Here is a 25,543-nt window from a genome sequence, read left to right as displayed (position 1 = left end):
CGCCACCCGCTGCGCCGGCCCCCACCCCCGAACCGGAACCCGGACGAGCCACCCAGCAGTGAGCGGCGGACAGCCGCGGCCGCACACATCGCCATCATCGGATTCCCGGAGAACTGCTTCCGAAAGATCAAAGAAGATCACTAAAATCGTTCGGTGCATCCAGGATCAGTACTCGACAATGTCCTTGAATTTCGCCAGCGATGTTTCAAGAGCAGTCTGCGCGGAGGTGGTGAGTCGTCTGCCCCCGATTCTGACCATGGTGCCGGTGAATTCGTTCGTAACGGTGACCCGGGTGCCTCCCTCGACCGTTTCGACCTCGTAGGACGTCTGGACCGAGGTATTCATCGGACCGAGACCCTTGAACTCCAGCAGCCGTGGCGGCTCCACCGTCATGATCGTCCATCTGACCTCGGCGGACGTTCCCATGTTCGATATTTTCTGGGTGAACGTCGACGACGGCTCGAGGGCCGCGGGTGCTCCTTTGGGGAAGGAAATATGCACGGTGTTCCAGTCCGGATACCTGGACAGGTCGGTCAACGTGGCCCATACACTGTCCAATGGTGCGATACAGAGCGTACTTGCCGAAATAGTCGCCATGGTCGAATCTTCGCTGCTGCGGCGAATACCTGTCAACGGGCACGTTGTGGTTCTTACTATCCCACCGGCGTGCTATTCAGAGCGGCCGGAATCGGCGTCGAATCCGCCATCCCGGACACCCTGTGTCACCGCCCAGGCAGCAGTGCTTGGATGAGTTCTGCGGAACCGAGGACTATGAGGCCGTCCGAGTCCGGCGCCACCCGTCCCCACAGCGCCAGCAGTACCTTGTCGGCCGGTCCGCGCAGCATTCCGTCCCCTTTCGCGTGGCCGACGCTCACCTCGACCGTCGTGCCGTCCAACCGGACCAGCCATTCCCCATCGGTGTCGGTGAGGTGTACGTGCGCGCTCCCGTCGGCGGCGACCGGCGTCACCCCGGCCGCCCTGGCGGCCGGAAGCAGGACGGTGAGCACCTCGTCCACCCCGTCAGCGGCGAAGGTCGGCTCGACCGTCCATGTCAGGCCGGCGCAGTTCGCCGCGTCGTACCGGTGCACGAGCAGTTCGTGTGCCAGCCTGCGGGGCCAGAATCGGGCGATCTTCGGCGCCAGCGTGAAGTTCCACGCGGGCAGGTCGGCGTCGACCGAGGTGAGGATGTCGACCGCCAGGTCGAGACATTGATGGTAGTAGTCGATCAGTTCGGTGTCGTCGGTCGGCGGCGGTCCGACCCGCTCCGGCGGCTGCGTCGTCGCCCGGCGTATGTGGGTCGTCTGGGCCTCCAGCACACGTCCGACATGACCGACAAGCCGGCGGGCATCCCAGCCGGGACAGGTGGGAACCGGGCGGTCGAGGTTGCCGGTCACGGCGCTCAGCAGCGCCTCGCCCTCATGGCGGATCAGGTTCGGATAGTCCGTGGTGTCCACATGGTGAGTCTGCACCCGACAGGGTTGCCAGCGCTGCCCTGCGGCGGCGGCTGACGGCGACGCGGGTCGCCACCGGTTTGTCGGCACGAGGCTGCTCGACCGGTCCGAAGGCCAGGGACGCTGCTGCGACGTTAGGTTCGCAGTGTCACAACCCGAACTCGATACGGATCGCGCCCCCTATTGCCGGTCGCTCTTAGGAATGCGTAGGTCGTAGGAGAGATCTTCGACGACCTGGTCGAAGCGGGTAGCTACCTCCGGCGGGAGATAGTAGGTACGCCGGACGCCGCGTGGCGCTGGCGGGCGACCGGGCGCGCGGCGCTGCGGCCTCATCCAGCCGCTGTTCTGGCTGGTCATGATCACCGTGTGTCGTCTCCGATGCCGGTCGTGGAAAGCCGGGTAGCGGCGCTCCCCGCACTCCCCGGGCTCGCCGATCGACAGGGCCGAGGTCCGGGCGGGTCACGGATGGATCTCCCTGCCGGTGGCTAAATGCCAGCGCTCCAGCGTAACGCAGATATCGGAGCCAAATATGACAAATTTCATGGACGCAGCATAGCTTTACCAAGGTCCAGACCTTTGATCATGTGATTTCTGCGACTATTTGCCGAACATCTGGTGAACGGCGCCGCCACTCGCTACAATATAGCGCTCCTGTGGGGGCCTGCTCGCTGTCCGAACCCATGATTCACAACAGGCTCGTACTGCCGACCACGGCGCCCTACATTGGGCCGGAACGCCAATACCGATGGTGGGATTGTGGTGTGCGGAACCCAGTGCACAGCGGAGCGAACGTTCTATAGTCGACTCTGTTTCCGATCGCTCCCGGCGTCCCGGAGCAGCCGGCGGTTTGCCAACAGGAGAGGGACGAGATGGCTGATCTCCATCCTCTGTCGTATAACCAGGAACTCATGCTGGCATTTGGCGCAGAGGTTGGTTTCGGTGCGTCTCGGTGGAACCATCAGGTCATCATCGATCTGCGCGATTATGATGACGCGGACGTCGGTCGAGTCCTCCACCAGCTCTTTCGGCGCCACGCGATCCTACGCACCCGGATAGGCCTGCGGGAAAATCGGCACTGCCAGGTCGTGGACGAGCTTCCGGTGCGCTTACCTCACCGGGTGGCCGACATGGGCCACACTTGTCCCGATGCTGTGGCGAAGGCGGAGCTGGCCCGACCATTCGACCTCTATGCGTGCCCTCTGCTGCGCAGCGTTGCGGTGCCGAGAGCTGATGGTGGTGCGTGGCTGATCCTGACGCTGAACCACCTCATCTCCGACCGGGAGTCGGAAATCAAGCTGGCTGCCGAATTCGCGCACCGGTACGAGCGGGCCGGGTCTCCCGGCGACGCGGAAGCAGCACCCAACCAGTACGCCGACTTCGCCCGCTGGCAGCGGGCGGCGGTGGCCCGCTACCTGCGGGACCCGACCTCCGCTCCGCAATGGTTGGAGTACGAGAGCATGGTCCGGGCGCTGGAGCCGGACCGTAAAGCCCCCACCAGCGGACATCGGGACACGGCCTCGCCGCCGCCAGAGGCGCTGCGCCGGGAGATGGTGGTGGAGTTCACCACCGCGGACATGGCGATAGTGACCGCCTACTGCCGGTCCCGGAAGGTAACGCTGAACATGGCATTTCTGGCAGCGCTTGCCACGGCGACGGTCAGCGTGCCCCACCTCACCGTCGGTCTGTTGCTGGGTGAGACGACGACCCGCTATCCCTACCGCTTCGCTGACACTCTCGGTCCTTTCCCCGACCTGTGGCCGATCAGCCCGCCGGCAGCCGCCGCGACTGACTTCCCGACCGTGCTGTCCTCCGTTCGCAACCAGCTCCTGCGGGTCATCGAATTCCCGCTTCCGTTTCATGTGCTGGTCGCCCGTGCCGCCTGGCTCGCCCAGGAGTTGCGCAATGATCGGCGGGCCCACTGGATATTCTACCAGTACTTCAACGAAGCAACGTCCCAGGCTGATCAGCGCACCCGCGTCGCCGGCGTTGATTTCCCAGACGTGTTCGGGGAGCAGAGCAGTATCTTCGGGATTCACCTCCAGCTGCGGCTCCGCGAGGGATTGCTGCGTGGACGGCTGAATTACCACGCGGGCAGCCTCAACCAGCACGACATGGTCGTGTTCGTCGACGGGATCCGCAACGCGCTCCAGCAGGCAACCGGCCAACCCCTGCTCCTCCCCGTCGGGGAAGCCGGCGAACACGCCTGGGCTGGAAGGGAAACACCATGACCACCTGGATCTCGCCCGCACCCATCGAGGGAGAATGTGTGAGCGATCTGATCGATCAGTTGCAGGCGACCTGCGCCATCGCCGATCCCCGCCACGCGATCACCCTTCCGGCCATCGCCTACTGTTCGGCCGAGTTGTACGAGCTGGAGCAGACCAAGGTCTTCCGGTCGGGCTGGCAGGGCGTCTGCCGGGTGGAACAGATCGCCGAGCCCGGTTCCTACTACTCGATCGACCTACTGGGCCGTGCGCTGGTGGTGACCCGCGACCGCGACGGTGAGCTGCATGTGCTGTCACGGATCTGCCGGCACCGCCGGGTGGAGGTGGTGGCGGGGGCCGGCCGGGCCAGCAGCCTGGCGTGCCCGTACCACCTGTGGACGTACGGCCTCGACGGCCAGTTGCTCGGCGCACCCCTCATGCACGAGGTCCCGGGTTTCGACAAGGGGGAATTCCGCCTGCCGCATGTGCGGCACGAGGTCTGGCACGGCTTTGTCTTCGTGAACCTCGACGGGACGGCCGAGCCGCTCGCACCCCAGCTCGCCAAGCTGGAGCCCTACCTGGAGAACTACGACCTCGACGGCTACCGGTCGGTCGACGTCAGCGACTGGGACTGCCCCTGGGACTGGAAAATCATGGTGGAGAACTTCATGGAGTGCTACCATCACATCGGTCCACACCGTAACACTCTCGAGGACGAATATCCCGCGGCGATGAGCTGGATCGACAAGGGCGACGATCTCTTCTCGATCCTGCATATGTCGCAGGACCCGAAGTACGGCGACCAGACCCCGTTGCTTGCGGGATCGAGCAGGCTGCGCCCCGAACAGCTTCGCGAGATCATTGTTTTCGCCATCTACCCCCATTTTATGGTTTCGCTGGGAGCAGGCTTCCTCACCTGGATGAAGGTGCTTCCCGAGGGACCCGGAAAGATGCGCCTCCAACTGGACATCGCCATGTCCGGTGCCGCGCTCGCCGAACCGGACCGGGAGAATCTCCAACGCAGATTGGTGGATGCCACCATTGCCATCTACAAGGAGGATGTCGACGTGTGCGCCGCTGCGCAGCGGACGGCGAACAACGACACGGGCGATGGCGGCGCGGGCGATGGCGGCGCGGGCGATGGCGGCGCGGGCGATGGCGGCGCGGGCGATGGCGGCGCGGGCGATGGCGTCGGCCGGCTCGCCCTGATCGAGCAGTCCTTGTGGGAACTGTACCGCTACCTGGGCCGCCAGCTCGGCCTGGTGGAGACGGGTCAATCGGACCCGTTGTGCTGCGACCGACCGCGGAGGTCGTGATGTCGGCAGAAGTGCCTGACGGCACTGGTGAGACACCGATCTATCGAGTCGTGGTCAATCACGAGGAGCGATACTCCATCTGGCCCGACGACCGGGCAAATCCGCCGGGCTGGGCCGATGAGGGGACCGCCGGGAGCAGGGAGGCCTGCCTGTGTCGGATCGAAGCGGTCTGGACGGACATGCGGCCGCTGAGTGTGCGCGCCCGAGCCGGGTGAGAACGGTGGACCTCGACATGGTGGACCGGGACACGGCGCAGACCACAGGGACGTCCGGCATTGACCGCACCACACCGATCCCGCTTCTACTGGAGGGCACCGCAGCGGCGTCGCCCACCGCCGTCGCGGCGGAGGACGCAACGGGTACGGTTACCTACGCACAGCTTGTCGGGCGCGTCAACCGCTTGGCCAACCGGCTGGTCGAGGTAGGCGTGGGCGTGCAGGACCGGGTGGGCGTCCTGATGCGCCACTCCAGCGATCTTCTGGTCGCGGTGTTGGCCGTCCTGCGCGCGGGCGGGGTCTACGTGCCGATCGACCCGGATTACCCGGACACGCGAAAAAACCTCCTTGCCACGGATTCCGGCATCGTGGCGCTCATCACCGCTGCGGACAGCGGGGATACGCCGGTAGGCGGGTCCGTGCCGATGATCCAGCCCGACCGGGGTTCGGCTGCGCACTGCGTCCGCACCCACCAGGTCGCCCCGGACGATCTTGCCTGCGTCATCCACACCTCGGGCTCGACCGGGGTTCCCAAAGGTGTGATGATCACGCACCGTGGTCTGTCCAACCTGGCCTTCGCCGCGGATGCGGAGTTGGCCATCGGGCCGGCGGACCGTTACCTCATGCTGGCCTCGGCATCCTTCTCCGCGTCGCTGGAGGAGATGTTCCCGCCGCTGATCCATGGTGCGACGAGCGTGTTCCCCGCGGATCGGGCCGCGCTGTCGTCGGTGCATGCACTCCTCGACGTCGTCGAGTCCCGGGCGATCACACTGCTGGAGTTGCAACCGCCCCAGTGGCACCTCCTCGTGTCCTACCTGGTCGAGACGGCAGGTGCGCTCCCGCCGTCGCTGCGGCGGGTCATCGTGGGCGGGGACCGGGTGCTGGCGCAGGCTGTCGTTCAGTGGGAGCGTCTGGGGATCCCACTCGTGCACGTGTACGGGCCGACCGAGAGCACCGCGACGGCCACCTACTGGACGGTCCCGCCGGGTCGGATGCCCCAGGACGGCGTTCTCCCGCTCGGCGACGCGATCCCCGGCATGCACCTGTTCGTGGTGGACGCGCAGCTCCGACTGGTCGACCCGGGTACCCCCGGGGAACTTCTGCTCGGCGGCGACTCCCTTGCCCGGGGGTATCTGGGCAAGCCCGCGGCGACGGCCGAGGCGTTCGTACCCGACCCGTTCTCCGGGGCGCAGGGTGGCGTGCTGTACCGAACGGGTGACCTCGTGCGCGAGCTGCCGGACGGGCGGCTGCAGTTCCTCGACCGGATCGACCAGCAGGTGAAGGTGCGCGGCTACCGGATCGAACCCACTGAGGTGGAGGCGGCGCTGCAGCAGCATCCCGCCGTAGGCCAGGCGCTGGTGCTGCCTCGGGAGGATGCGGCCGGTCAGCGCCGTCTGGTCGGCTATGTGACAGCCGAGGTGAGCGCGGTGACCTCGACGGCGTTGCGGTGCTTCCTCGCGGAGAGGCTGCCGAGCCACATGATCCCGTCGGCGGTCGTCCGCCTCGACGAATTCCCCCTTACCCTTCACGGCAAAGTCGACCGGGCTGCCCTGCCCGCTCCGCTGCCACAGCGGCCGGAGCTGAGCACCGAGTTCGTGCCGCCGGCCGATGCGCTGGAGCGTGAGGTGTGCGCACTGGCCGCCGAGCTGCTGCGCCTCGACGAGGTCGGGGTCCTGGACGATTTCCTGGAGCTCGGCGGGGACTCCCTGCTCATCATGAGCATGATCAGCCGCATTGAGGTGCGCTACCACGTGCACGTCGGCTTCCGCGAGGCGTTCGAGGAGCCCACCGCGCGCGGGCTCGCCTCCCGGGTGGGCCGCTCGCCGGTGCAGGAGCGGCGAGCGGAGCCGACGATGTCGGTCACGGACTGATCGGGCACGGACTGATCGTCCACCACTGGGTACGGCATCTGGTATGGGAGGAACGCCATGGTTCGCGGTGCAAGCACGGCTGGCCCGGCGAATACCGTGACGGTGTCCGTCACGGCCAAGGCCCTGGTGGCCGAGGATGTCGTCACGCTGACCCTCGAGCGTCCGGACGAGGGTCGACTGCCGGACTGGACGCCGGGTTCCCATATCGACCTGGTGCTGCCGAACGGGCTGACCCGCCAGTACTCCCTGTGCGGTGACCGGTGGGACGCCCGTTCCTACCGTGTCGGGATCCTACGGGAGCCCGCCAGCCGCCGTGGGGGCTCGGGCTCGGGCTCGGGCTACGTGCACGACGAGCTGTGGCCCGGTGACCGGGTCGGCATAGGCGGGCCGCGCAACAACTTCCACCTGGTCCCGTCTGAGACCTACCTGTTCATCGCGGGGGGAATCGGAATCACCCCGCTCTTACCGATGATCCACCAGGCCGACCTGATGGGCGCGCAGTGGAACCTGCTCTACGGGGGCCGCCGGCGCATGTCGATGGCGTTCCTCGACGAGCTCGCCGGCTACGGCGAGTGCGTACATGTGGTCCCCCAGGATGAGTTCGGTCTGCTCGACCTGTCCAGCTGGCTCGATGCGCCGCGGCCCGATGTGAAGGTCTACTGCTGCGGTCCTGCCGGACTGTTGGATGCGGTCGAGGCGGCCTGCCGAACCTGGCCCCCGCACGCGCTGCGCACCGAACGTTTCGCCGCCCGGGAACAGGACGCACCGGTGCACGGGGCACCGTTCGACGTCGAGCTGCGCCGCTCGGGCGCCACCGTCACGGTGACGCCGGACATCTCCGTGCTCGACGCTGTGGGGGCCGCGGGCATCGAGGTGTTCTCATCCTGCCGCCAAGGTGTGTGCGGCACCTGCGAGACCACCGTGCTCGAGGGCCGGCCCGACCATCGGGACTCGATCCTCGACGCCGACGAGCGCGCGGTGGGCGCATGCATGTTCATCTGCGTCTCCCGCTCCTGCACCGACCGCCTGGTCCTCGACCTCTGACCAGAACTGTTACCACCAGAAACGGAGGCAAGCGGTGACCACCACCGTCGACCACAGCCGGACGTTGCCGACATCGGATGTCGATCCGTTCGCTCACGACATCCTGGAGGATCCGCACGCATTCCACGCCCAGCTCCGCGACGCCGGGCCGGTGGTGTATCTGACCCGCTACAACCTCTACGCGATGGCCCGCTACGAACACGTGCGCACCGCACTGGTCGACTGGCAGGAGTTCTCCTCCGCCCCCGGCGTGGGGCCGAGCAGCTTCAGCCACGACGCACCGCCCGGACCGCCCGGCGTTCTGTTGGAGGCTGACCCGCCTCGGCACGACGCCCCCCGACGGGTACTGGCGAAGATTCTCGGCCAGCAGGCAGTGCGCCGGCTGCGGGAGCAGTGGTTCACCGACGCACGCGACCTGGTCGACGCGGTTCTCACCCGGGCGGAGTTCGACGCGGTACCCGCTCTGGCCGCAGCCTTCCCCCTGCGGGTCTTTCCCGACGCGGTCGGGCTCGCCCGCGAGGGCCGGGAGAACCTGCTCCCCTACGGGGACCTCATGTTCAACGCCTTCGGCCCGTACAACGACCTGGTCGCGCAGGGGGCACCGCGGCTGCCGGAGTTGTTGGGATGGGTCAACGCCCAGTGCGCCCGCGCAGCCCTGGCCGAGGGTGGCTTCGGCACGCAGATCTGGGCCGCGGCCGACCGTGGCGAGATCACCCATGCCCAAGCCCCGCTTGTCGTCCGGTCGCTGCTGACGGCCGGCGTGGACACCACCGTCAACGGCCTGGCCGCCCTGCTGTACGCCGTCGCCACCCACCCCGACCACTGGCGGCGGCTGCGCGAGCAACCGCAGCTCGCACGGGTCGCCTTCGACGAGGCGGTGCGCTGGGAATCGCCGGTACAGGCCGCCTTTCGCACCGCGACCACCGACGTCCGGGTCGGGGACACGATGATCCCCGAGGGCGCAGGGATCCTGATGTTCCTCGGCGCGGCCAACCGTGACCCCCGCCGGTGGGAACATCCCGACACCTTCGACCCCGGCCGCGACCCCTCCGGCCACGTAGGTCTTGGCACGGGCATCCACCAGTGCGTCGGCCAGCACATCGCCCGCCTCGAGGCCGAAGCGCTGCTCACCACCCTGGCCCGCCGGGTCGAGCACATCGAGCTCGCCGGACCGACCCGGCGCCGCCACAACAACACCCTGCGCGCCTGGGAATCCCTACCGGTCCGCGTGCGGCTCGCCCGCTGATCTGCCTATTGCCAGTCGCTCTCAGCAGGTCCAGTTCCGTCATCGGACCCTCGCCTATTCGCTTATTCGCCGAGTCTCCTGGCGGCCGGCAGGACCTCCTTGCCGAAGAGCTCGAGACTCCGCTCGGCATCCTCGTAGGGCATCCCGCCGTACGCGGGTGAGACAGCGAGCGCAAACCCGCCGAGGGTCCGGTGGACATCGGTGATCTTCTCTATGATTTCGTCCGGGGTGCCCACGAGCGCGGACGCGGCGTAACGGTCTGCCGCCTTGTCGAGGCCGACGTCACGCAGCGCCTCGGCCATCTCCGCGTGGCGCTGATAGCCCGTGATGTGCTGGAAATGGTCCCCGGCCATCTCGTAATGTTTCACATGAGAGTGGAAGTATCGTTCGATCCAGCCGTGCGCCCGTTCCCGGGCGAGGTTGCCGTCCTCGTGACAATAAAGATTGATCGTGCACAGGATCGGCGGCGCTTCCATATTGTGTGTGGCGCGGTACTGGTCGCGGTAGCCGGTGAACAGGTCCATGTTCTCCGTTACCGGTTTGGTCACGAAGGCGAGCAGCCCCGCGCCGAGTGTGACCGCAGAGGCGATCGAGTCGGGCGAACCGGCGGCGCAGTACATGCGGTCGGCAAATGAGGCGCGCGGACGGGGCCGCAACGCGGTCCGCGGCTGCGGATAGTAGGGCCCGGCACCCTCGATGTACCCCGTTTCCAGGGCTTGGACAATCATCGCAGCGGCTTCGTCGAACCGGCCCCGTGACTGGTCCATCGGGATCTGGAACGGCGCGTATTCGGTGCGGGACAGACCGCGGCCCAGCCCCAACAGAGCCCGGCCGTCCGAGAGGATGTCGAGCATGATCATATTTTCGGCCACCCGTAAGGGGTCGTGCCACGGCACGATCACCGCCGCGGTACCGAGTTTCACCCGCTCCGTCCGTCCCGCCACATGAGCCAGGAACACGATGTTGTTCGGGCACATCGCATAGTCCGAGAAATGATGTTCCACGGCCCAGACGCTGTCGAAACCCAGTCGCTCGGCCATGTCGGCGAGTCCTACCTCGCCGGCGTACATCGCCGCGTCGCTGAGGTTCTCGCGCAGGTTCCCGAATCCCAGATCGATTCCGATGTGCATGGCTTCCCCTCTGCGGGTGTTCAGCGGCCGGATGTGCGATCATTAATCATCGCCGATGTCCGATGACAGTAGTCGACCACCGGTGATCGTCTCGGCGAAGGAGAGGCGGTACCCTCGCAAGACTTCCACCGGGCGTAGGAGCGCCAGTTCATCCGTCGGGGAATCGAAGAATTCCAGCTCGGCGCTGCCGCCCCATACGTTGTGCACCTGTTGCCGGGTGCTGCCGCCGGTGACCAACTCCTCCAGCGCGGCTGTCCCTGGATTCCACGCGGGGAAGCGGCGGGTGTGTATCAGCGGCGCAGTCATGAGATCCGGAGCCTCGGCTGGGGAGTCGAGCGTCACGTACGCTTCGACCAGCCGACGATCTCCGGCGGCGAGCGTGCCGGCGAAGCGCGCCCCGCGGGCGAGGGCAGGTGTGGCCCGGCCAATGTCGAACGCTCTGGTCAGCGCAATGCTGCCCATCTTCTTCGGATAACCCTGGATGAGACCGCGGACCAGTGAGAAATCCTTGTCGACCCAGCAGAACGGACATCTGACTACAGGTTCGCCGCGCCAGGAACACGCCAATGCGATATAGAATTCGTGGTACTGGGATCGGACAGGATCGAGTAACTCCTCCCCGCCATCGGTGCACGACTGCCAGTCTCCGAAGATCGCAGCGGCGAGGCCGGGTCGCGCTGGGGGTTCGAGACCGTCGGGGAGGAACCGGGAGACGGCGTCCGGATCGGCGAGGTACTCCACCAGCAGGACCTCGCCGGAGAAGTGCCAGGGCGGGGGCGGTACCAGCGATGATCGTCCCGTGGTCGACATCGGCAGGGTGTATCCGACGAGTTTGGCCATTGTTCTCCTCGTTCACGCAGGCAGATGCATCGCCAGAGCACCATTTTCCTGACAGATCTCACCAGCCGTGTCGGGCGAACTCCCGACGGACAGCGGCGATGGCCGAGGCGAAAATCTCCGGATCGCGGGCGAGCGCGATTCGGATGAAGCTTTCCCCCTTGTTCGGCTGGCTCCAGTAGAAGTACCGGCCCGGCAGGACGTATACTCCCACACCGGCCAGGAGGATGGCCTGCAGCTCGGATGCCGTCAACTCGGCACGGCTGATCCGAAACCACGCGACACTCACCCGGGCCACCGGCTCCTGATACTCCAGGATCGAGCCGGCGAGTTCCCGCCGAGCCGTCTCCCGATTCTGCGCCAGCAGGTCACGGATCGACGCGAAGCCGTCGGCGGCCGAGTCCCGGACATACTGCGTGAGCATGTTCAAAACAAACGGAGAAACGTTGAGGAGAACGCTTGTGTGGATGTTGTAGATGTCCGGCCAGATGTCGTCGCTGGTTGTGATCATCGCGCACTTCGCGTCCTGCACGGGCCAGGTCTTCCCGGTGTCCTCGATGGCGATGTAACTCACCTTGGACGACTCCAGGAGATCGTAGACGTCGAATCGGGCGAGCCGGTCGTCGAACAGCGTGAAAGCCGCAAAACAGAAATCCATGATCAGAATTTTGTGATGGTCCCGACAGAACCGTACGACCTCCTCGAACCCACGCCGGCCGTATTTGAGCATACTGAAGCCGGTCGGGTTGTTGGGATCGACGAGGAAGAGAGCCTCGGTGCGGACCTCGCGGGTAAGTGTCGCGTAGATCTCGTCGGGGTCGTGGAATGCAGTCTCGTCCACGGGAAAGAGGGGAACGCCGGTATTTGCGAGGAGATCGTGGAGATTGTCGAAGCACGGTTCCACCAGGGTGACCGCCATGCACCGCTGTTTGAGGAACAGCGCTGCCACGAGCGTCGAGATCGATGCCGCGTAGGACAGTAACGTCTTCTGTTTGACCAGCGCCGTGGGCTGCCGGTGCAGCTGGAAAAAGGCATCGATGAACTCTCGCTCGTAGCCGGACTGCAGGCTGTCTTCCGCCTCGTACCATAGCTGTGGAAGTCGTGCTACTATTTCTTGTTGGCCGGGTGACTGGAACTGGTGGGTATGCGCATCAGCTAGATTGTACGTCGCCTTGAGCGCCTGAATCTCGTGCTGGGTGAGATCTGGTAACACGTGGGTGTGCTGGAGCGGCACCTGGGCGGGGCTGACAACCGGGACATTCATAGCGCACCTCGTCGCTTCTGTGCCACTTACGGAGCTCATACATGTGGCGTCCGTCCGACTTACGAGCACCCGTGGTCTCGGGTTTCGGGGGCGGCGCAGGGGAGCGGCCCGCCGGTACCGGCGAGAGCGTTAACCATCAGCCGCCACGATTCCGACACCGAGTCGTTTGATCTGGTAGATCCGGATGCCGTCGACCCAGAGCCAGCCGTCCGCGAGGACGTACGGGCCGGTGTCGTCCGCACCGACGTCGAGGATCTCGACCTCAATGATGATCTTCTGGTTATGTGGGGTGACCTGACCTCGGTATTTCCAGGTCACCGGGCGGTCCGCACGCACCGGTGCGAAGCGGGGGCGTGTCATACCGGCGGCCAGGCCGCGCTCGATGGCATAGAACTGGACGAGCTGGCAGATGGCCTGTACGCCGAGCGAACCGGGCTGGACGGGGTCCTGGAAGAAGTGCGCCCGGAAGAACCACTCCCCGGGGTCGACGTCTTTCTCCGCCCGTAGCCGGCCGAGTCCGCCCGGCCCGCCGTCCGGCCAGTAGCCCGTCACCCGGTCGAGCATGAGGAGCATCGGTCCGGGTAGCCGGAGCGCTCCGCCGAAGTACTCCTGCGGTCGGGCGGTCAGATCGACTGCGAAGGATGAGCTGGCTACCAGCAGCTCCCTTTCGGTGTCGCTGGGCGGGATCCCGACCTGATCGTCGAACGCGCTGCGGGGGAAGAACCCGAACACCGTCTGGAGCGTGCATGCGGGCTCCCCGTCGGCGAAGCACTCCACCTCGAACGTCTCGATGATCATTGCGCCGTCGTGCGCCACATCGGCCAGCCGGGTGCGGGTGGCGAGCACGTTCGTGTCAGGACCGATCTCCCGGTGGAACGTCGCGGTCCCGTCCAGGTTGCGAAAGTGCAGGTCGGTCTCGCTGTCCAGGGCGCTGCCGACGTATGCGGCGAGCCAGCCGCTGGCCTGGAGCACGACCTCCATGAGGACGGCGAGCGGCATGACGGGGCTGTCGTTCTGCTCGAAGTACCAGACCTCGCCCGGTACGTCGTACTCCACCACCACGCCGGTCCCGGTCGCAAGCACCCACGGTGGCCCGTCGGTGGCCGTCACCCGGCTCATAAAATGGAACGGTGGCCCCGGCAGCCGGGCCAGGTGCCGGTGGTTGTCGAAGCGGACGTATGGGGGGCCGAACGCCTCGCTGGGCTTCCCCCAGGCGCAGCCGAGCATCGCCGGGTAGTCGAAGGCGAACGCCCCGGCCCTTGCCACCGACACGGTCTCGCCATGGCCGACCAGGCCCGCCAGGGCCGGCAGCGCAACCCCGGCGTCGGTCGGCTGCTGGGCCGGTGGCCCGGACAAGCGCCAGTGTGTGAGTGGCCAGTCCGGGACGAGACGCAGCCGCAGTCCGCTGCCGTGACAGGCCCTGATGCCGTCGACCGTGCACAGGACGTCCGCGACCAGGGTCGGTTCGGGCCCCGCGATCAGCTCGATCACGAACACCTCATAGATCATCACGTTGTTCCGTGGCTGGACCTGGCCGCGGTAGTGGATCGGATAGGCGATGCCCGACACCGGCTCGAACCGCCAGCCGTCGTGCTCCACGGTGTAGCCGCATGCCGCCAGATAGAACGACATCGCCTGGAAGCACCCTTCGGCCATCAGGGTTCCGGGCATACACGGGTCGTGCGGGAAGTGGGCCGCGAAGAACCACGCCTGCGGCGAGACCCGCATCGTCGCCTGCAGGTAGCCCCGCCCCCACGGGCCCCCGCCCGGATCGAAGACCGTCACCTCGTCCAGGAACCGGCCATCGCCGTCCGCGATCCGCGGCGTCCGGACGTGGGCGCGGGTCGACTCCCAGCCCGGACCGAAGCAGTCGGCCGGCCTGCCTTCGGCGAACGCCCGTACCTCGTCCGGGCCGAACGCGCACCGGCCCCGCACCAGCGCCGGTGGGTCCAGGACGCCGCCGGGCGGCGGGACGTGGTCCGCCGGATCCCAGGGCAGGCCCCGCCCGCCCGCGAGCTCGGCATCGGTGAACAGGCCCGCCTGGCCGGCCGCTATCGACAGGCGCAGCTCGTCCCCGGCGAAGCAGTCGCAGTGGAAGGAAAACAGCGGTATGTCACCGAATGATTCCTGGCCGTCGATGTGGACCTCATACCGCAGCGTCTCCCCGGGCTGGGGGAGAGCGCCGTGGAACGTCACCTCGCAGCCCAGCAGGCGGTATACCCGTTCGCCCCTGGCCAGCCGGTCGGCGCCGAGCCAGCTCAGCAGCAGCAGGCTGGCCTGGCCCGACTCGGCCATGATCCCGGCCGGCATTCGGCCGCACGGGTCGAGGTACCAGCTGTCGGCCAGGACCTCGGTTTCGGTCCAGATCGTGCCGATCCCCAGCGAACCCGGCTCGGCGTCGATCCCCAGCACCCGGTCGGCCAGCAGCAGCGGCGGACCGGGCAGGCGGATCCGTCGGCGCAGCGCGTCCAGGTCGGCGAACATCGACCCGAGTAGTGGCGCGACCGGGCCGGACACGAACTGCTCCAGGTCCGCCCGGCGCATCGCCGGTCCGCTGGGCTCCCGCCGGGTGCCCGGTGCCGGTGCCGGTGTGGGTGTGGGTGTCGGAGCCGGTGTCGGTGCCGGTGTCGGTTGGATGTCGGGCGGCACGGCGATCCCGTCCCGGCGGGCCATGAGTAGTGTGACCGCCCGCTGCCGTGCGGCCAGGAACTCCTCGTGCGCCTGCGCCCGGACCGCCAGGGAGTGCCGGTGCGCGTCACCGAGCAGGCGGTACTGGTCCGCCACGATCATGGCCAAGGGCTGTCCGGGGCCGCTGGCCAGACCGACCGCTTCGACTGGGACCGCAGCTGGGACCGCAGCCGGGGCCAGGACCGGGGCCAGGACCGCAGCCGGGGCCAGGGCTGGGGCCGGGACCTGGACGGGGGCCAGGGCCAGAACGGGAGCCGGTGCCATCACCTCGCCGGGCGGAACCTCAGGATGGCGCGGGTCGGGCAGCTGCGTGTCGGGCAGCCGCACCTGCGGCGGGTGCGCGGGAAGCACGAGCGCGCGCCCGGTCGGTACGCGGGTCGGCCAGGAATCGGCGAGGTGGCGGGCCAGCGCGGTGGTGTCGGCAGGCACGCCCGCGGCGACGAGCTCGGCCACCGCCCGCAGCAGCGCGTTGACATCCCGCCCGTCCGGGCCGTCGAGAGAGACAGTGAGGTGCTCGCGGGCGCCCAGGGTGTGACGGATCCACGACGAGCACAGCGTGCGCGGGCCGTGTTCGATGAAGATCCGGCCACCGTCCGCCCAGGCCCGCTCGACCGTGTTGGCGAAGTCGATGGGCCCCAGCTGCTGGCGGGTCACCGCTTCTGCCGCGCCGTCCGCGGTCGGGTGGAACCACATGCCCGTCGAGCACGTGTAGAAGCGGACGTCGGTGACGGCGGCGGTGGGCAGGTGGTAGGTCCGCAGCCAGTCGGCGCGGACGTCGGCCAACTCGGGCACATGCGCCGGGATCTCGTACGGGATCGGCAGGGCGTGCAGGTCGTCGAGCCGGCGGCGCACCCGCTCGCAGCCGCCGGCCTCGCCGCCGATGACACACGAGTCACGCGTGTTCACGACCATCAGGTGGACGGCGGGTTCACCCGCAAGCGCGGCCCGCACCCGGTCGACCGGTCCGTCGATCAGGTAACTCGCCCAGCCGGTCTCGGGGATACCCAGCCGCCGCCACGCGCGACGCACCACCTCGAGGTCGCCGGCTATCTCCCGGGCGAACAGGTCCGGGTCCGCGGCCTGCGCGGACAGCGGGGTGACATCCGGCCAGGCGCCGAGGGCCGCCAGGGCGGTCAGCTCGCCCGAGGAGTAGCCGATGGACGCCTGTGGTCTGATGCCCAGCAGCGTGCGGGTGATGCCCGTGTGCAGCTGGCCGAGCACCGAAGCCCCCCAGATCTGGTCGAGGGCGTGCCGTGGCCGGGCATCGCGCGCGTAGGCCCACCCGATCAGGTGTCGCAGCGGTCCGCACCGGGTCGCCACCGCATCGGCCACGGTGGGGAAGGCGAGCATGAGTTCCCGACCCATCCCGGGGTAGGCCATCGACCCGCCGGAGAAGACGAAGACCACATCCCCGGCCACCGGGCGTTCCCGGAACACCACACCCTCGGGACGGCTGCCACCGGCCTCCAACCAGCGGCCTGCGGCCTGGGTGCGGGCAGCGTGCTCCTCGCCCTCGGCGGACAGGACGACCAGCCTGGCCGGACCGTCGGCCGACTCCCGTCCGGCGGCCAGCGCGGCCCTCACCTCGGCACGGGAGCCACCGGAGTAGACGCGTAGCAGGCGTGGGGCCTCGGCGAGGAAAGCGGCCGTCCCGCCCGGGTGCAGCCGCACTCGGACCGCCGGTCCGGCCAGTGGCTCGACGGCGGCCTCGGCCGGCTGCGGATGGAGCGTGGGTACGGCCGGCAACCCTGCCCGCGGAGTTGCCCGGTGGCGCAGCGCAAGCGCGGCGATGGCCACCGACAGCAGACCGCTGGCCGCATGCGCCCGTCCGAACAGCCGGCTGGGATCCAGCTGCTCGCGGGTCGACTGCTCGTGGGTCGACTGCTCGTGGGTCGAGGTGGTGGATCCGGCGTCCCCCACGGTCAGTCCGGGCTCGGCGCTCGCCGCCTCGCCCGAACCGTCGTCGAGCACCGCGATGATCTCATCGTTGTCCGCGCGGGCGTCGGCCAACCGCTTGAGCACCAGCACCACCGCCGCGTCACCGGGTGGGTGGGGGATGGCGAGGTCGGTCAGCGCCGCCTGATGCACCGCCTCGTGCGCGAGGTCCACCGCTCCCACCAGCACGGCGTCCGCGTCGCCGGCGCGAAGGGCGCGGGTGGCGAGCTCGAGGGCGACCAGACCGGAGGCCTCCTCCGCACTGACCGTGAAACCGGGGCCGGTCAGGCCGAGCTGCGTGTTGATCCGGTTGGCGACGATGTTGGGCATGGCGCCGAGCACACCGGCCGCGGTCTGGGCCGGCCGCACCGCGTCGCGGATCGTGTCGACCAGGCCGGGATCGGTCGTCACGGTGTCCGGGGCGAGCCATGCGGGGACCCGCCAGCGGGCCACATAGCGGGCCACCTCCGGATCGGTGCCCATGCCGATGAGCACCATGGTCCGGTCCGTGGGCAGTCGGACCCCGGCCGCGGCATCGCGCGCCGCCGCCAGGATGAGCACCTGCTGTGGCTGGGCCTGCGCCAGGTCGACGGGGGGGAAGCACAGCCCGTCGAGCCCCACCTCGACGGTGGCGCGCCGCGTCGCACGACCGGTGCCGGCCATCAACGTCCGACACAGATCGTGGGTGTCCCGGCCGTCCGCGACCATGGCCCCGATCGCGACGATGGCGACCGGCGCTACGGATGCGGCCTCGGTTGACCCTGCCTCGGTTGACCCTGTCTCGGTTGGTCCTGTCTCGGTTGACCCCGCCGACATCGCAGGTCGGGCCGGCTGGATGACCGCGGGGGTACCCATATCGTCCCCGGTCCAGGCGTCGACGATGAGGTGGGCGTTGTTGCCGCCGAAACCGAAGGCGCTGACCGCGCCGCGGCGTTGTCCCGGCCAGTCCTCGGCTTCGGTGAGCAGCCGCAGTGGCGACCCCGACAGTTCCGCCAGCGGCTCGTCGACGCCCAGGGTTGCCGGGCGGATCCCGGCCCGCAGCGCGCCGAGTACCTTCAGTAGCCCGGCGGCCCCGGCAGCGGTGATCAGATGCCCCACGTTGGACTTGACCGAGCCGACCGGCAGGCCCGCGGTGGTCAGGCCCGCGGTGGTGGCGAAGACCCGGCTGGTGCTTCGCACCTCGGCCGCATCACCGATGCGCGTCCCGGTTGCGTGGCATTCCAGCAGGCCGACGCTGTTCGGGGACACTCCGGCCGCCGCATAGGCCGCCCGGATCGCCCTGGCCTGGCCATCCTCGGACGGAGCGAGCAGGCCGTGGCTCCGACCGTCGTTGGACAGCCCCACGCCGCGGATCACTCCGAAGATCGGCGCATCCGCCGCGATCGCGTCGTCCAGCCGCATGAGCGCCACGAACGCGGCGCCCTCGGCGGGGACGAGTCCATCGGCGTCGCGATGAAACGGCCGGCTCCGTCCGGTGCGGCTCATCGCGGCCAGCGAACAGAAGCTCACGTGGATGAAGAGATCGTCGGCCCGGCTCACCCCGCCGGCCAGCATCACGTCGGCCCGGCGGTCGTGGAGCCGGTCGCAGGCGAGCTTGACCGCGTACAGCGCGGACGCGCAGGCGGCGTCGATGGCGAATCCGCCGAGCCCCAGCTCCAGAGCACGGGCGGCGAGGATGGCCGGAAGCCCTGACATGAAACGGTTGAAGGCGTGCGGGCGGCGCCCGAGAACGATTCCCAACCGGTCCCGCAGGGCGGCGTCCTGGGATTCCAGCCAGACCTGCTCGGCGTAGGCCGCCAGACCGGTCGAGGGGAAGGACAGGTTGCCCAGCACCAGGCCGGCGCGGTGCCGACGCGATTGCTGGCCGGATTCGCGCAGGGCCGCGGCGGCACCGTGCACCGTCCACCCGAACAACGGGTCCAGCGTGGCCGCACTCGGATCGGCCTGGCCGAGGGCGTCCGTGAGCGCGCCGCCCGGGTCGAGGCCCTGTTCGAATGCCTCGTCGAATCCCTGCACATATCCGCCGATGTCGCTCCAGGTGCGGTCGGCGCAGTCGGTCGGATCGCCGGTGGCCGGCGTGACGGCCAGCTCGACGGGCAGCCGCCACCGGCCCTCGGGCACGCGGGACAGGCTCACCCGGCGGCCGAGGATGTTGTCCCAGAAGTCGTCGGGATGCAGTGCGCCCGGCAGGATGCAGGAGCGTCCCACCACAGCGATCGGCTCACATCGCAGCTGCGGCCTCACCGCTGGCCGGATCCCGGGCCGGAGGTGAGTTCCTCGGGGCGCCGGACGAGGGACACGCCGAGCAGTTCCACGAGTGGTGTGGAGTCTGCGTCGAGCAGGGCCACGTCACAGGTGGCACTAAGACGATCCCACCCGCCGGCCCGCACCACACATCGCGCACCCGGCCCGACGGGACCATGCGGGAGGACCCGCACCTCGGCGATGGACATGGGCAGGAACGCGGCGCCGGGTACCTGCTGTGCGCACGGGCTCTGCTCCTCCCACTGGCTCTGCTCCTCCCACTGACTCCGCTCGGCTGCCCACAGCAGCGCCAGCTGCAGGCCGGCGTCGATCGCCGCCGGGTCGGTGTGCCATACCTCGCCCGGCCAGCCCAGCGACGTCACACCGCCGACCGCGGCGGCCGCCCCCCGCGCCGAGAGCGCGTCCACCGCCTGGATCGCCTGGAAGGCCGGACCGTGGAACAGGACCGTCCGACCGTAGGCACCCCCCCGGTCCGGGGCACCGGGATCCGCCGGCGGCAGCCAGACCTGCGCCGCGGCTCGCGTCCTGCCGTCCGCATCGATGCCCTCCGCCTCGATGGTGGTGGCCTCGATGGTGGTGGTGTACTGCGTTCCCCATGCCGCGTTCACCAGGTCCAGACGCAGCACGTCCGGGGACGGCCGGCCGGCGACCGCGCTGTGGCGGGCGCGGACGGTGAACTCCTGCCCGCCGGCCGAGTAGCGGTCGAGGTCGACGCGGCGCAGCACTGCGAGGTCACGCAGCACGTACCGGGCCGCGTCGGGGCGCCAGCTGCGCGCCACGCCCAGGAACCACTCCAGTACCAGCGCCAACGGCACCACCGGCGTTTCGGCCGGCGCGTGATCGGTGAGATACGGATGGGATTCGGAGCACACCCGGATCACCCCGGATACCGGCCCGTCCGGCCCGTCCGGCCCGTCCGGATGAGGATCAGGGCGGGTGCCGGCGATCAGAGTCACCCGCACCGGTCCCCGGCCGCTGTCGAGTTCCCGCACAAAGGCCTGCGCGCCCGCGTCCATCGCGATGAGGTCCGTGCCGCCGCGGCGAAAGTGCTCGCGTAGTTGCGGGGAGACCATGCCGCCGTCCCAGGGACCCCAGGCCAGCGACCGCACGACGCAGTCCGGGCGCCGTGCCGCCACGGTGCACGCGACCTGGCTGATCACCTCGTTGGCCATGGCGTAGTCGCTCTGGCCCGCGTTACCGAAGCGTCCGGCAACGGAGGAGAAGACGCAGACGAGATCCAACGGGTCGTCATCGGTGGCGTCGAGCAGCGCCCGCAGACCCTCGACCTTCGTGTCGAAGACGTCGGTGAACTGCTCATCGGTCTTGTCGGCCAGATAGCCGTCCGCCAGCACCCCGGCACCGTGGACCACGCCGGTGACGGGGCCGAGTTCGTCCCGAACCTGTGCCAGCACCCTGGCCAGCGCCGCCCGGTCGCGAATGTCCACCGCCACATAACGGGCCCGGGATCCCGCGGCTTCAAGTCCATCGAGGGTGGCCCGGATTTCCCGCACGGCTGATATGCGGGCCGCCTGCGCGGCGATCCCGGCCGGGTCGACCGGGAGCCCGCGATCTCGGGCCGTCGCCACCAGCCGCCCGCGAAGCTCCTTCTCGTCGACCGCGCCGCGCAGTTCCGGCGGCTCAGCGCTTAGGGGGGTCCGTCCGAGCAGCACCATGGTCGGCTGATGGGCCGCGGCCAGGGCACGCAGCGCATGCGCGGTCACCCCGCGGGCGCCGCCGGTCGCCACGATCAGCGAGCCGGAGCCTGCCCGGGACCACCGCGAGGCATCGGTGACCGGATCGGCATCCCGGTCCACCTCCTGCAGCACCCGACGGCTGCCGTCCGCGCACAACCCGACGTCGGGCTGCGACCCGCCCAGGATCAGCTCACGCATGAGGGCGTCGGCGACCGCGTCGGCGTCGCGGGACCCGCGTTCGCAGTCGACCGCCTTGGTGTGGACCCTGGGCCACTCCTTCCCGGCGGTCCTGGCGAGGCCGGCCAGCCCACCGAGCCACGCGCGGTGGCCCTGATGACCACGCAGGCCGAAGTCCCCGCCGGTGTCCTGGACGGTGACCAGCACGCCGCCGTCGGCGGCGAGGCGGGACGCGGCCGTACGGGCGAGCTGGAATGCCTCCCGGTCGGCCGCAACCGCCTCGTCCGCCGATGCCACCGGGCGGAGTCCGGCCAGTATGATCATGCCACGGACATCGGCACCGATCTCCGCGCCGGCGGTGGCGGCGATGCCGTGCCCGCGCAGCTTCTCCGCGAGGCGTTGGGCTACGCCCGTGCCGTCGTCGGTCACGATGAGCCCGCCGGCGCGTAGACCGGTCAACTCCAGCCCCGGCAGGTGCGCCGGCGCCATCACCGATGTTGATCGGACGATCTCGGCCGGCGAACCGTACGCCTGGGGCGCCGGTGTCGGCGCAGCCGCGGGTGACGCTGCGGGCGCGGTGGGCGCTGTCGCGGTAGGCGCTGTCGCGGTGGAGCGGTCCAGGACGTCCCGGAACCGCTCGGCGATCTGATCCACCGTCCGCAGCCCGACCAACCCCGCCACGTCGACATCCACGTCGGCCAACTGAGGCATCCGTTTGCGCAACGCGGAGAAGATCTCCACCCGCTTGATCGAGTCAATGCCGAGATCCGCTTCCAACTCCATTTGCGGATCAACCACCTCCGCCGGAAATCCCGTCTTCTCGGCGATCACAGCGACCAGCGCGGCACCGATGTCAACCGCCACCGGCATCCGAGCAGCATCGGCTGCCGGCACCGGACGTGGGTCCCGCTCCGGCGTCGCCATTGCCATCGGTGTCGGCATCGGTGTCGGTGTGGGCTCATCCCCGGGATGTGAGCCACCAAGACTGATCAGCGACGCCTGGACCGTCGCCAGAAAGACCCGGTGGCTTTCGGCCATCGTCCGCTGGAATTCGGCGTGCACCTGCGCGGTCTGGCGCTGTGACTCCTGGAAAGCCGCCAACCAGACATCGCTTGTGGCCACCGCCGGCGCGTCCACCTCGCTGGGATGCGTCGGCAGGTATGCGCTGACCTGGTCGCCGCCGCCCGGGACCGGTTCCCATGCCGCGGGTTCCCATGCGGCGGGTTCCCATGCCGCGGGTGCCACCGGGGAACCCGCCGCCGGGGCACGGGCCGGGTTGGGCGGTGGCAGCGCGGCCGCACCGTCCTGCGGTGGATACGGGCTGCCGTAGTTGGCGCCGCTGATCCGGATACTCATCCGGGCACGCTGTGACTGCGCAGGCGCCGCGTCGGGGGAGTACACCGACCACAGCGGGGTGAAGTCCAGCTCGACTCCAGCCGTCGCCAACGTTGCGAGGCCCTCCTGCAGGGCGGTCACACCGTTGCGACCGCTACGGTCCAGGCTGAAGGCGAGGTGAGCCCGGTCGCCGAGGGTCTGCCCGACCATCCCGGCCAACGCGGCCCCCGCGCCGACCTCGACGAACGTCCGCACCCCGGCCGCGTACATCGCCTCGATCTGGTCGACGAACCTGACCTGCGACAGCAGGTGCTCGGCGAGGCGCTCACAGATCAGCTCGGTGTCGGCCGGGTACAGCCGCGCATCCGCGTTGCCGTAGACGTCGATCTGAGGTGGCTTGACGTCCATGCCCCGCAGGAACTCCAGGAAGGACGCCTGGGCGGGCGCCATGAGCGGGGTATGGAAGGCGCCGGCCGCCTGCGGCGTGTACGTGTTGACCCCTGTTGCGGCCAACCGCTCCTTCACGATGGCGATGGATGCCGCCTTCCCGGACAGGACGACCTGGCGCGGGCTGTTGTCGTTGGCGATCCACACCCCGTCCACACCGATGTCGCTCAACAGCCGCACCGCGTCGTCGCGGGACGTGCTGACCACCAACATCGCGCCCGGTTCCCGGGCAGCCGCCCGCATCAGCTCGCCACGTCGGCGGGCCATGCGGATGAGGCCGGCCTCGTCCATCACTCCGGCGGCGTGCAGGGCGACGAGTTCGCCGAAGCTGTGCCCGGCCACGCAGTCGGCTGCCACCCCGACCGCGCGCAGCACGCTGAGCTGAGCCAGGCTCTGCACGGCCAGCGCGGGCTGCGCCCACTCGGTCTCGGTGAGCAGCGCCTGTTGCGCCGCCCGCTCGGCGTCGGTGAACGCGGGGATCGGGAAGACGACCCGGTGCAGCGGACGGTCACCGATCTGGACCTCGGCCGCGCGGTTCCATGCCGTACGTGCCTGCGCAACAGCCATGGCGAGGTCGGCTCCCATGCCCACGTACTGGCTGCCCTGGCCGGAGAACAGCCAGGCGAGCCTGCCGGGCCGCGGCGGATCCGACCGGTAGGTGATGCCGGTCGGCGTGGTGTGCGGCCCCTCGGGGGCGGTCCCGATCAGCGCCTCCGCCTGGTCGATCCGGCCGGCGAGCTCCGCGCAGTCCGCGGCGATGAGGGCGAGCCGACAGCGATCGGCCGGGGCGAAGTCGTACTGGGACTGCCGGGCCGTCGCGGCGAGGGGCTGCGCCTGTGCGACCAGGGACCGGGCCCGCGTCAGGAGGGCCTGCGGGGATGAGGCGCTGACGAGCACCAACTCGGTCGGTACCGACCTGGCGCACGGCGCCGGCCCGGCCGGTGAGCCGGTCGGCGGCTCGTACTCCTCCAGGGCGACGTGGAAGTTGGTGCCGCCGAATCCGAAACTCGACACCGAGGCACGCCGGCGCTGCGAGGGGGCTTTGATCCACGGACGGGCGGCCGTGTTGAGGTAGAGCGGACTGCTCTCCAGGTCCAACGCGGGGTTGGGACGATCCACCTTGATGGTGGGCGGGAGAACCTGGTGCGCCAGGGCGAGGACCGCCTTGAGCATGCCGACCGCGCCCGCCGCGGATTTGGTGTGCCCCAGCTGTGACTTGGCCGAGCCGAGCGCGCACCACTGCCGGTCCGCCCGGCCGGATGCGTCGAACACCGCCCGCAGCGCGGTGAACTCGGCGAGGTCACCGGCCTTGGTCCCGGTCCCGTGGCTCTCCACCAGCTCGACCGAGTCCGGGCCGTAGCCGGCGGCCTCGTAGGCCCGCCGCAGCGCACGTTCCTGCCCCTCGGGAACAGGGGCGTAGATCGCGCCGCCCCGTCCGTCGGACGAACTTCCGATGCCGCGGATCACCGCGTAGATCCGGTCCCCGTCGCGCTCGGCGTCCGCCAGTCGTTTCAGCGCGAACATCACCACGGCCTCGCCGAGCATCGTGCCGTCCGCAGCGTCGGAGAACGGCCGGCAGTCACCGGTCGGTGACAACGCGGGAGTCTTGCTGAAGCACATGTACGTCAGGATGTCGTTGAGGGTGTCGACCCCGCCGGTGATGACCATGTCCGCGCAGCCCTGGGCCAGTTCGCCCACTGCCCCGGCGACCGCGGCCAACGAACTGGCACAGGCCGCGTCCACGGTCACGTTCGTGCCGTGCAGGTCGAAGCGGTTCGCGATCCGGCCTGCGACAACGTTGCCGAGCACACCGGGAAACGTCGCCTCCTGCCACGGTACGTAATGCGCGGCAATGCGGTCGCAGATCGCCTGGGCATCCGGCTCCGGCATGCCGCTTTCCCGGAGCGCCTTGAGCCAGATGGGACGCTGTAATCGGTTGCTCATGGTGCGCAGCAGGTCAAGGGCTCCCGTGCCCAGAATGACGCTCACCCGTTCACGGTCGATGTCCACGCCGCTGTTGCGCCGAAGGTCGGCGAGCACGCGCTCGGCGACGACCAATGCGAGCAGTTGCGCGGTGTCGGTGGCGGGCAGCACGTTCGGCGCGATGCCGTGGGCGGACGGGTCGAAGTCGATGTCGGAGAGGAACGCCCCGCGCCGGCTGTAGGTCTTGTCCTCGGCACCGGGGTCCGGGTCGAAGTAATCGCTGACAAGCCAGTGCGTCGGCGGCACATCAGTGATCAGGTCCTGACCGTCGAGGACGGTTCGCCAGAAGGCGTCGGGGTCGGCCGCCCCTGGTGTCAGCGATCCGATGCCGACCACGGCGACCGGGATCTGGCGGGAACGCGCGCTGGCAGCGGCGGCGGCGGGAGCGAGCGACCGGAGCGGATCAGGGATGGGCAGAGCGGGCATACGTGTGCTCCCGTT

At 69.1% G+C, this 25,543-nt stretch carries 14 protein-coding genes; 6 read left to right on the top strand and 8 right to left on the bottom strand.

All coding sequences use genetic code 11. The features are described from left to right. Positions 1-165: 165 nt before the first annotated feature. The 3 genes from U9978_RS08190 to U9978_RS08180 all read right to left on the bottom strand — a co-directional run bounded on the left by U9978_RS08190 (position 166) and on the right by U9978_RS08180 (position 1,808). Entirely contained in the window at positions 166-597 is a 432-nt protein-coding gene (locus U9978_RS08190; RefSeq protein WP_322760461.1) for an SRPBCC family protein, read from the bottom strand. 125 nt (positions 598-722) lie between these two features. Continuing rightward, entirely contained in the window at positions 723-1,454 is a 732-nt protein-coding gene (locus U9978_RS08185; RefSeq protein ID WP_322760460.1) for a maleylpyruvate isomerase family mycothiol-dependent enzyme, read from the bottom strand. A gap of 177 nt (positions 1,455-1,631) precedes the next feature. Next, the gene (locus U9978_RS08180) at positions 1,632-1,808 is read right to left on the bottom strand and encodes a hypothetical protein (protein ID WP_322760459.1); all 177 of its coding nucleotides are present in this window, start codon (positions 1,806-1,808) and stop codon (positions 1,632-1,634) included. Positions 1,809-2,320: 512 nt separating this feature from the next. Between U9978_RS08180 and U9978_RS08175 the strand changes: the two genes are divergently transcribed. From U9978_RS08175 to U9978_RS08150, 6 genes are read left to right on the top strand one after another with little or no spacing between them, the layout of a single operon-like run. Beyond that, entirely contained in the window at positions 2,321-3,679 is a 1,359-nt protein-coding gene (locus U9978_RS08175; protein WP_322760458.1) for a condensation domain-containing protein, read from the top strand. A 38-nt stretch (positions 3,680-3,717) separates the two neighbouring features. Next, positions 3,718-4,971, top strand: coding sequence for an aromatic ring-hydroxylating dioxygenase subunit alpha (locus U9978_RS08170; protein ID WP_322760457.1), 1,254 nt, complete (start codon positions 3,718-3,720; stop codon positions 4,969-4,971). Continuing rightward, positions 4,971-5,186 (top strand): MbtH family protein, encoded by a 216-nt coding sequence (locus tag U9978_RS08165; protein ID WP_322760456.1) that lies wholly within the window; start codon positions 4,971-4,973, stop codon positions 5,184-5,186. Before U9978_RS08170 ends, U9978_RS08165 begins: the two co-directional genes overlap by 1 nt. Next, entirely contained in the window at positions 5,183-7,057 is a 1,875-nt protein-coding gene (locus tag U9978_RS08160) for a non-ribosomal peptide synthetase (protein WP_322760455.1), read from the top strand. Before U9978_RS08165 ends, U9978_RS08160 begins: the two co-directional genes overlap by 4 nt. A 57-nt stretch (positions 7,058-7,114) precedes the next feature. Next, positions 7,115-8,101, top strand: coding sequence for a PDR/VanB family oxidoreductase (locus U9978_RS08155; RefSeq protein WP_322760454.1), 987 nt, complete (start codon positions 7,115-7,117; stop codon positions 8,099-8,101). A 34-nt stretch (positions 8,102-8,135) separates the two neighbouring features. Further along, a complete protein-coding gene (locus tag U9978_RS08150) occupies positions 8,136-9,347 on the top strand; it encodes a cytochrome P450 (RefSeq protein WP_322760453.1) in 1,212 nt (403 codons plus the stop codon). 62 nt (positions 9,348-9,409) lie between these two features. Here U9978_RS08150 and U9978_RS08145 read toward each other — a convergent pair whose 3' ends face one another. The 5 genes from U9978_RS08145 to U9978_RS08125 form a co-directional block, all read right to left on the bottom strand. Beyond that, the gene (locus tag U9978_RS08145; protein ID WP_322760452.1) at positions 9,410-10,477 is read right to left on the bottom strand and encodes an LLM class flavin-dependent oxidoreductase; all 1,068 of its coding nucleotides are present in this window, start codon (positions 10,475-10,477) and stop codon (positions 9,410-9,412) included. A 42-nt stretch (positions 10,478-10,519) separates the two neighbouring features. Next, positions 10,520-11,317 (bottom strand): acetoacetate decarboxylase family protein, encoded by a 798-nt coding sequence (locus U9978_RS08140; protein ID WP_322760451.1) that lies wholly within the window; start codon positions 11,315-11,317, stop codon positions 10,520-10,522. A gap of 58 nt (positions 11,318-11,375) precedes the next feature. Beyond that, entirely contained in the window at positions 11,376-12,578 is a 1,203-nt protein-coding gene (locus U9978_RS08135; RefSeq protein ID WP_322760450.1) for an aminotransferase class I/II-fold pyridoxal phosphate-dependent enzyme, read from the bottom strand. Positions 12,579-12,707: 129 nt separating this feature from the next. Further along, positions 12,708-19,445 carry a beta-ketoacyl synthase N-terminal-like domain-containing protein gene (locus U9978_RS08130; RefSeq protein ID WP_322760449.1) on the bottom strand — a complete coding sequence of 2,246 codons (6,738 nt, stop codon included), beginning with the start codon at positions 19,443-19,445 and terminating at the stop codon, positions 12,708-12,710. Beyond that, a complete protein-coding gene (locus U9978_RS08125; RefSeq protein ID WP_322760448.1) occupies positions 19,442-25,528 on the bottom strand; it encodes an SDR family NAD(P)-dependent oxidoreductase in 6,087 nt (2,028 codons plus the stop codon). The genes U9978_RS08130 and U9978_RS08125 overlap by 4 nt, the downstream gene beginning before the upstream one ends. Positions 25,529-25,543: the final 15 nt, after the last annotated feature.

This window comes from Protofrankia sp. Cr2, from assembly GCF_963555885.1.
Classification (GTDB): Bacteria; Actinomycetota; Actinomycetes; order Frankiales; family Frankiaceae; genus Protofrankia.
Note: the sequence above shows the minus strand (reverse complement) of the source record. Positions and strands in the feature narration are given on the sequence as shown.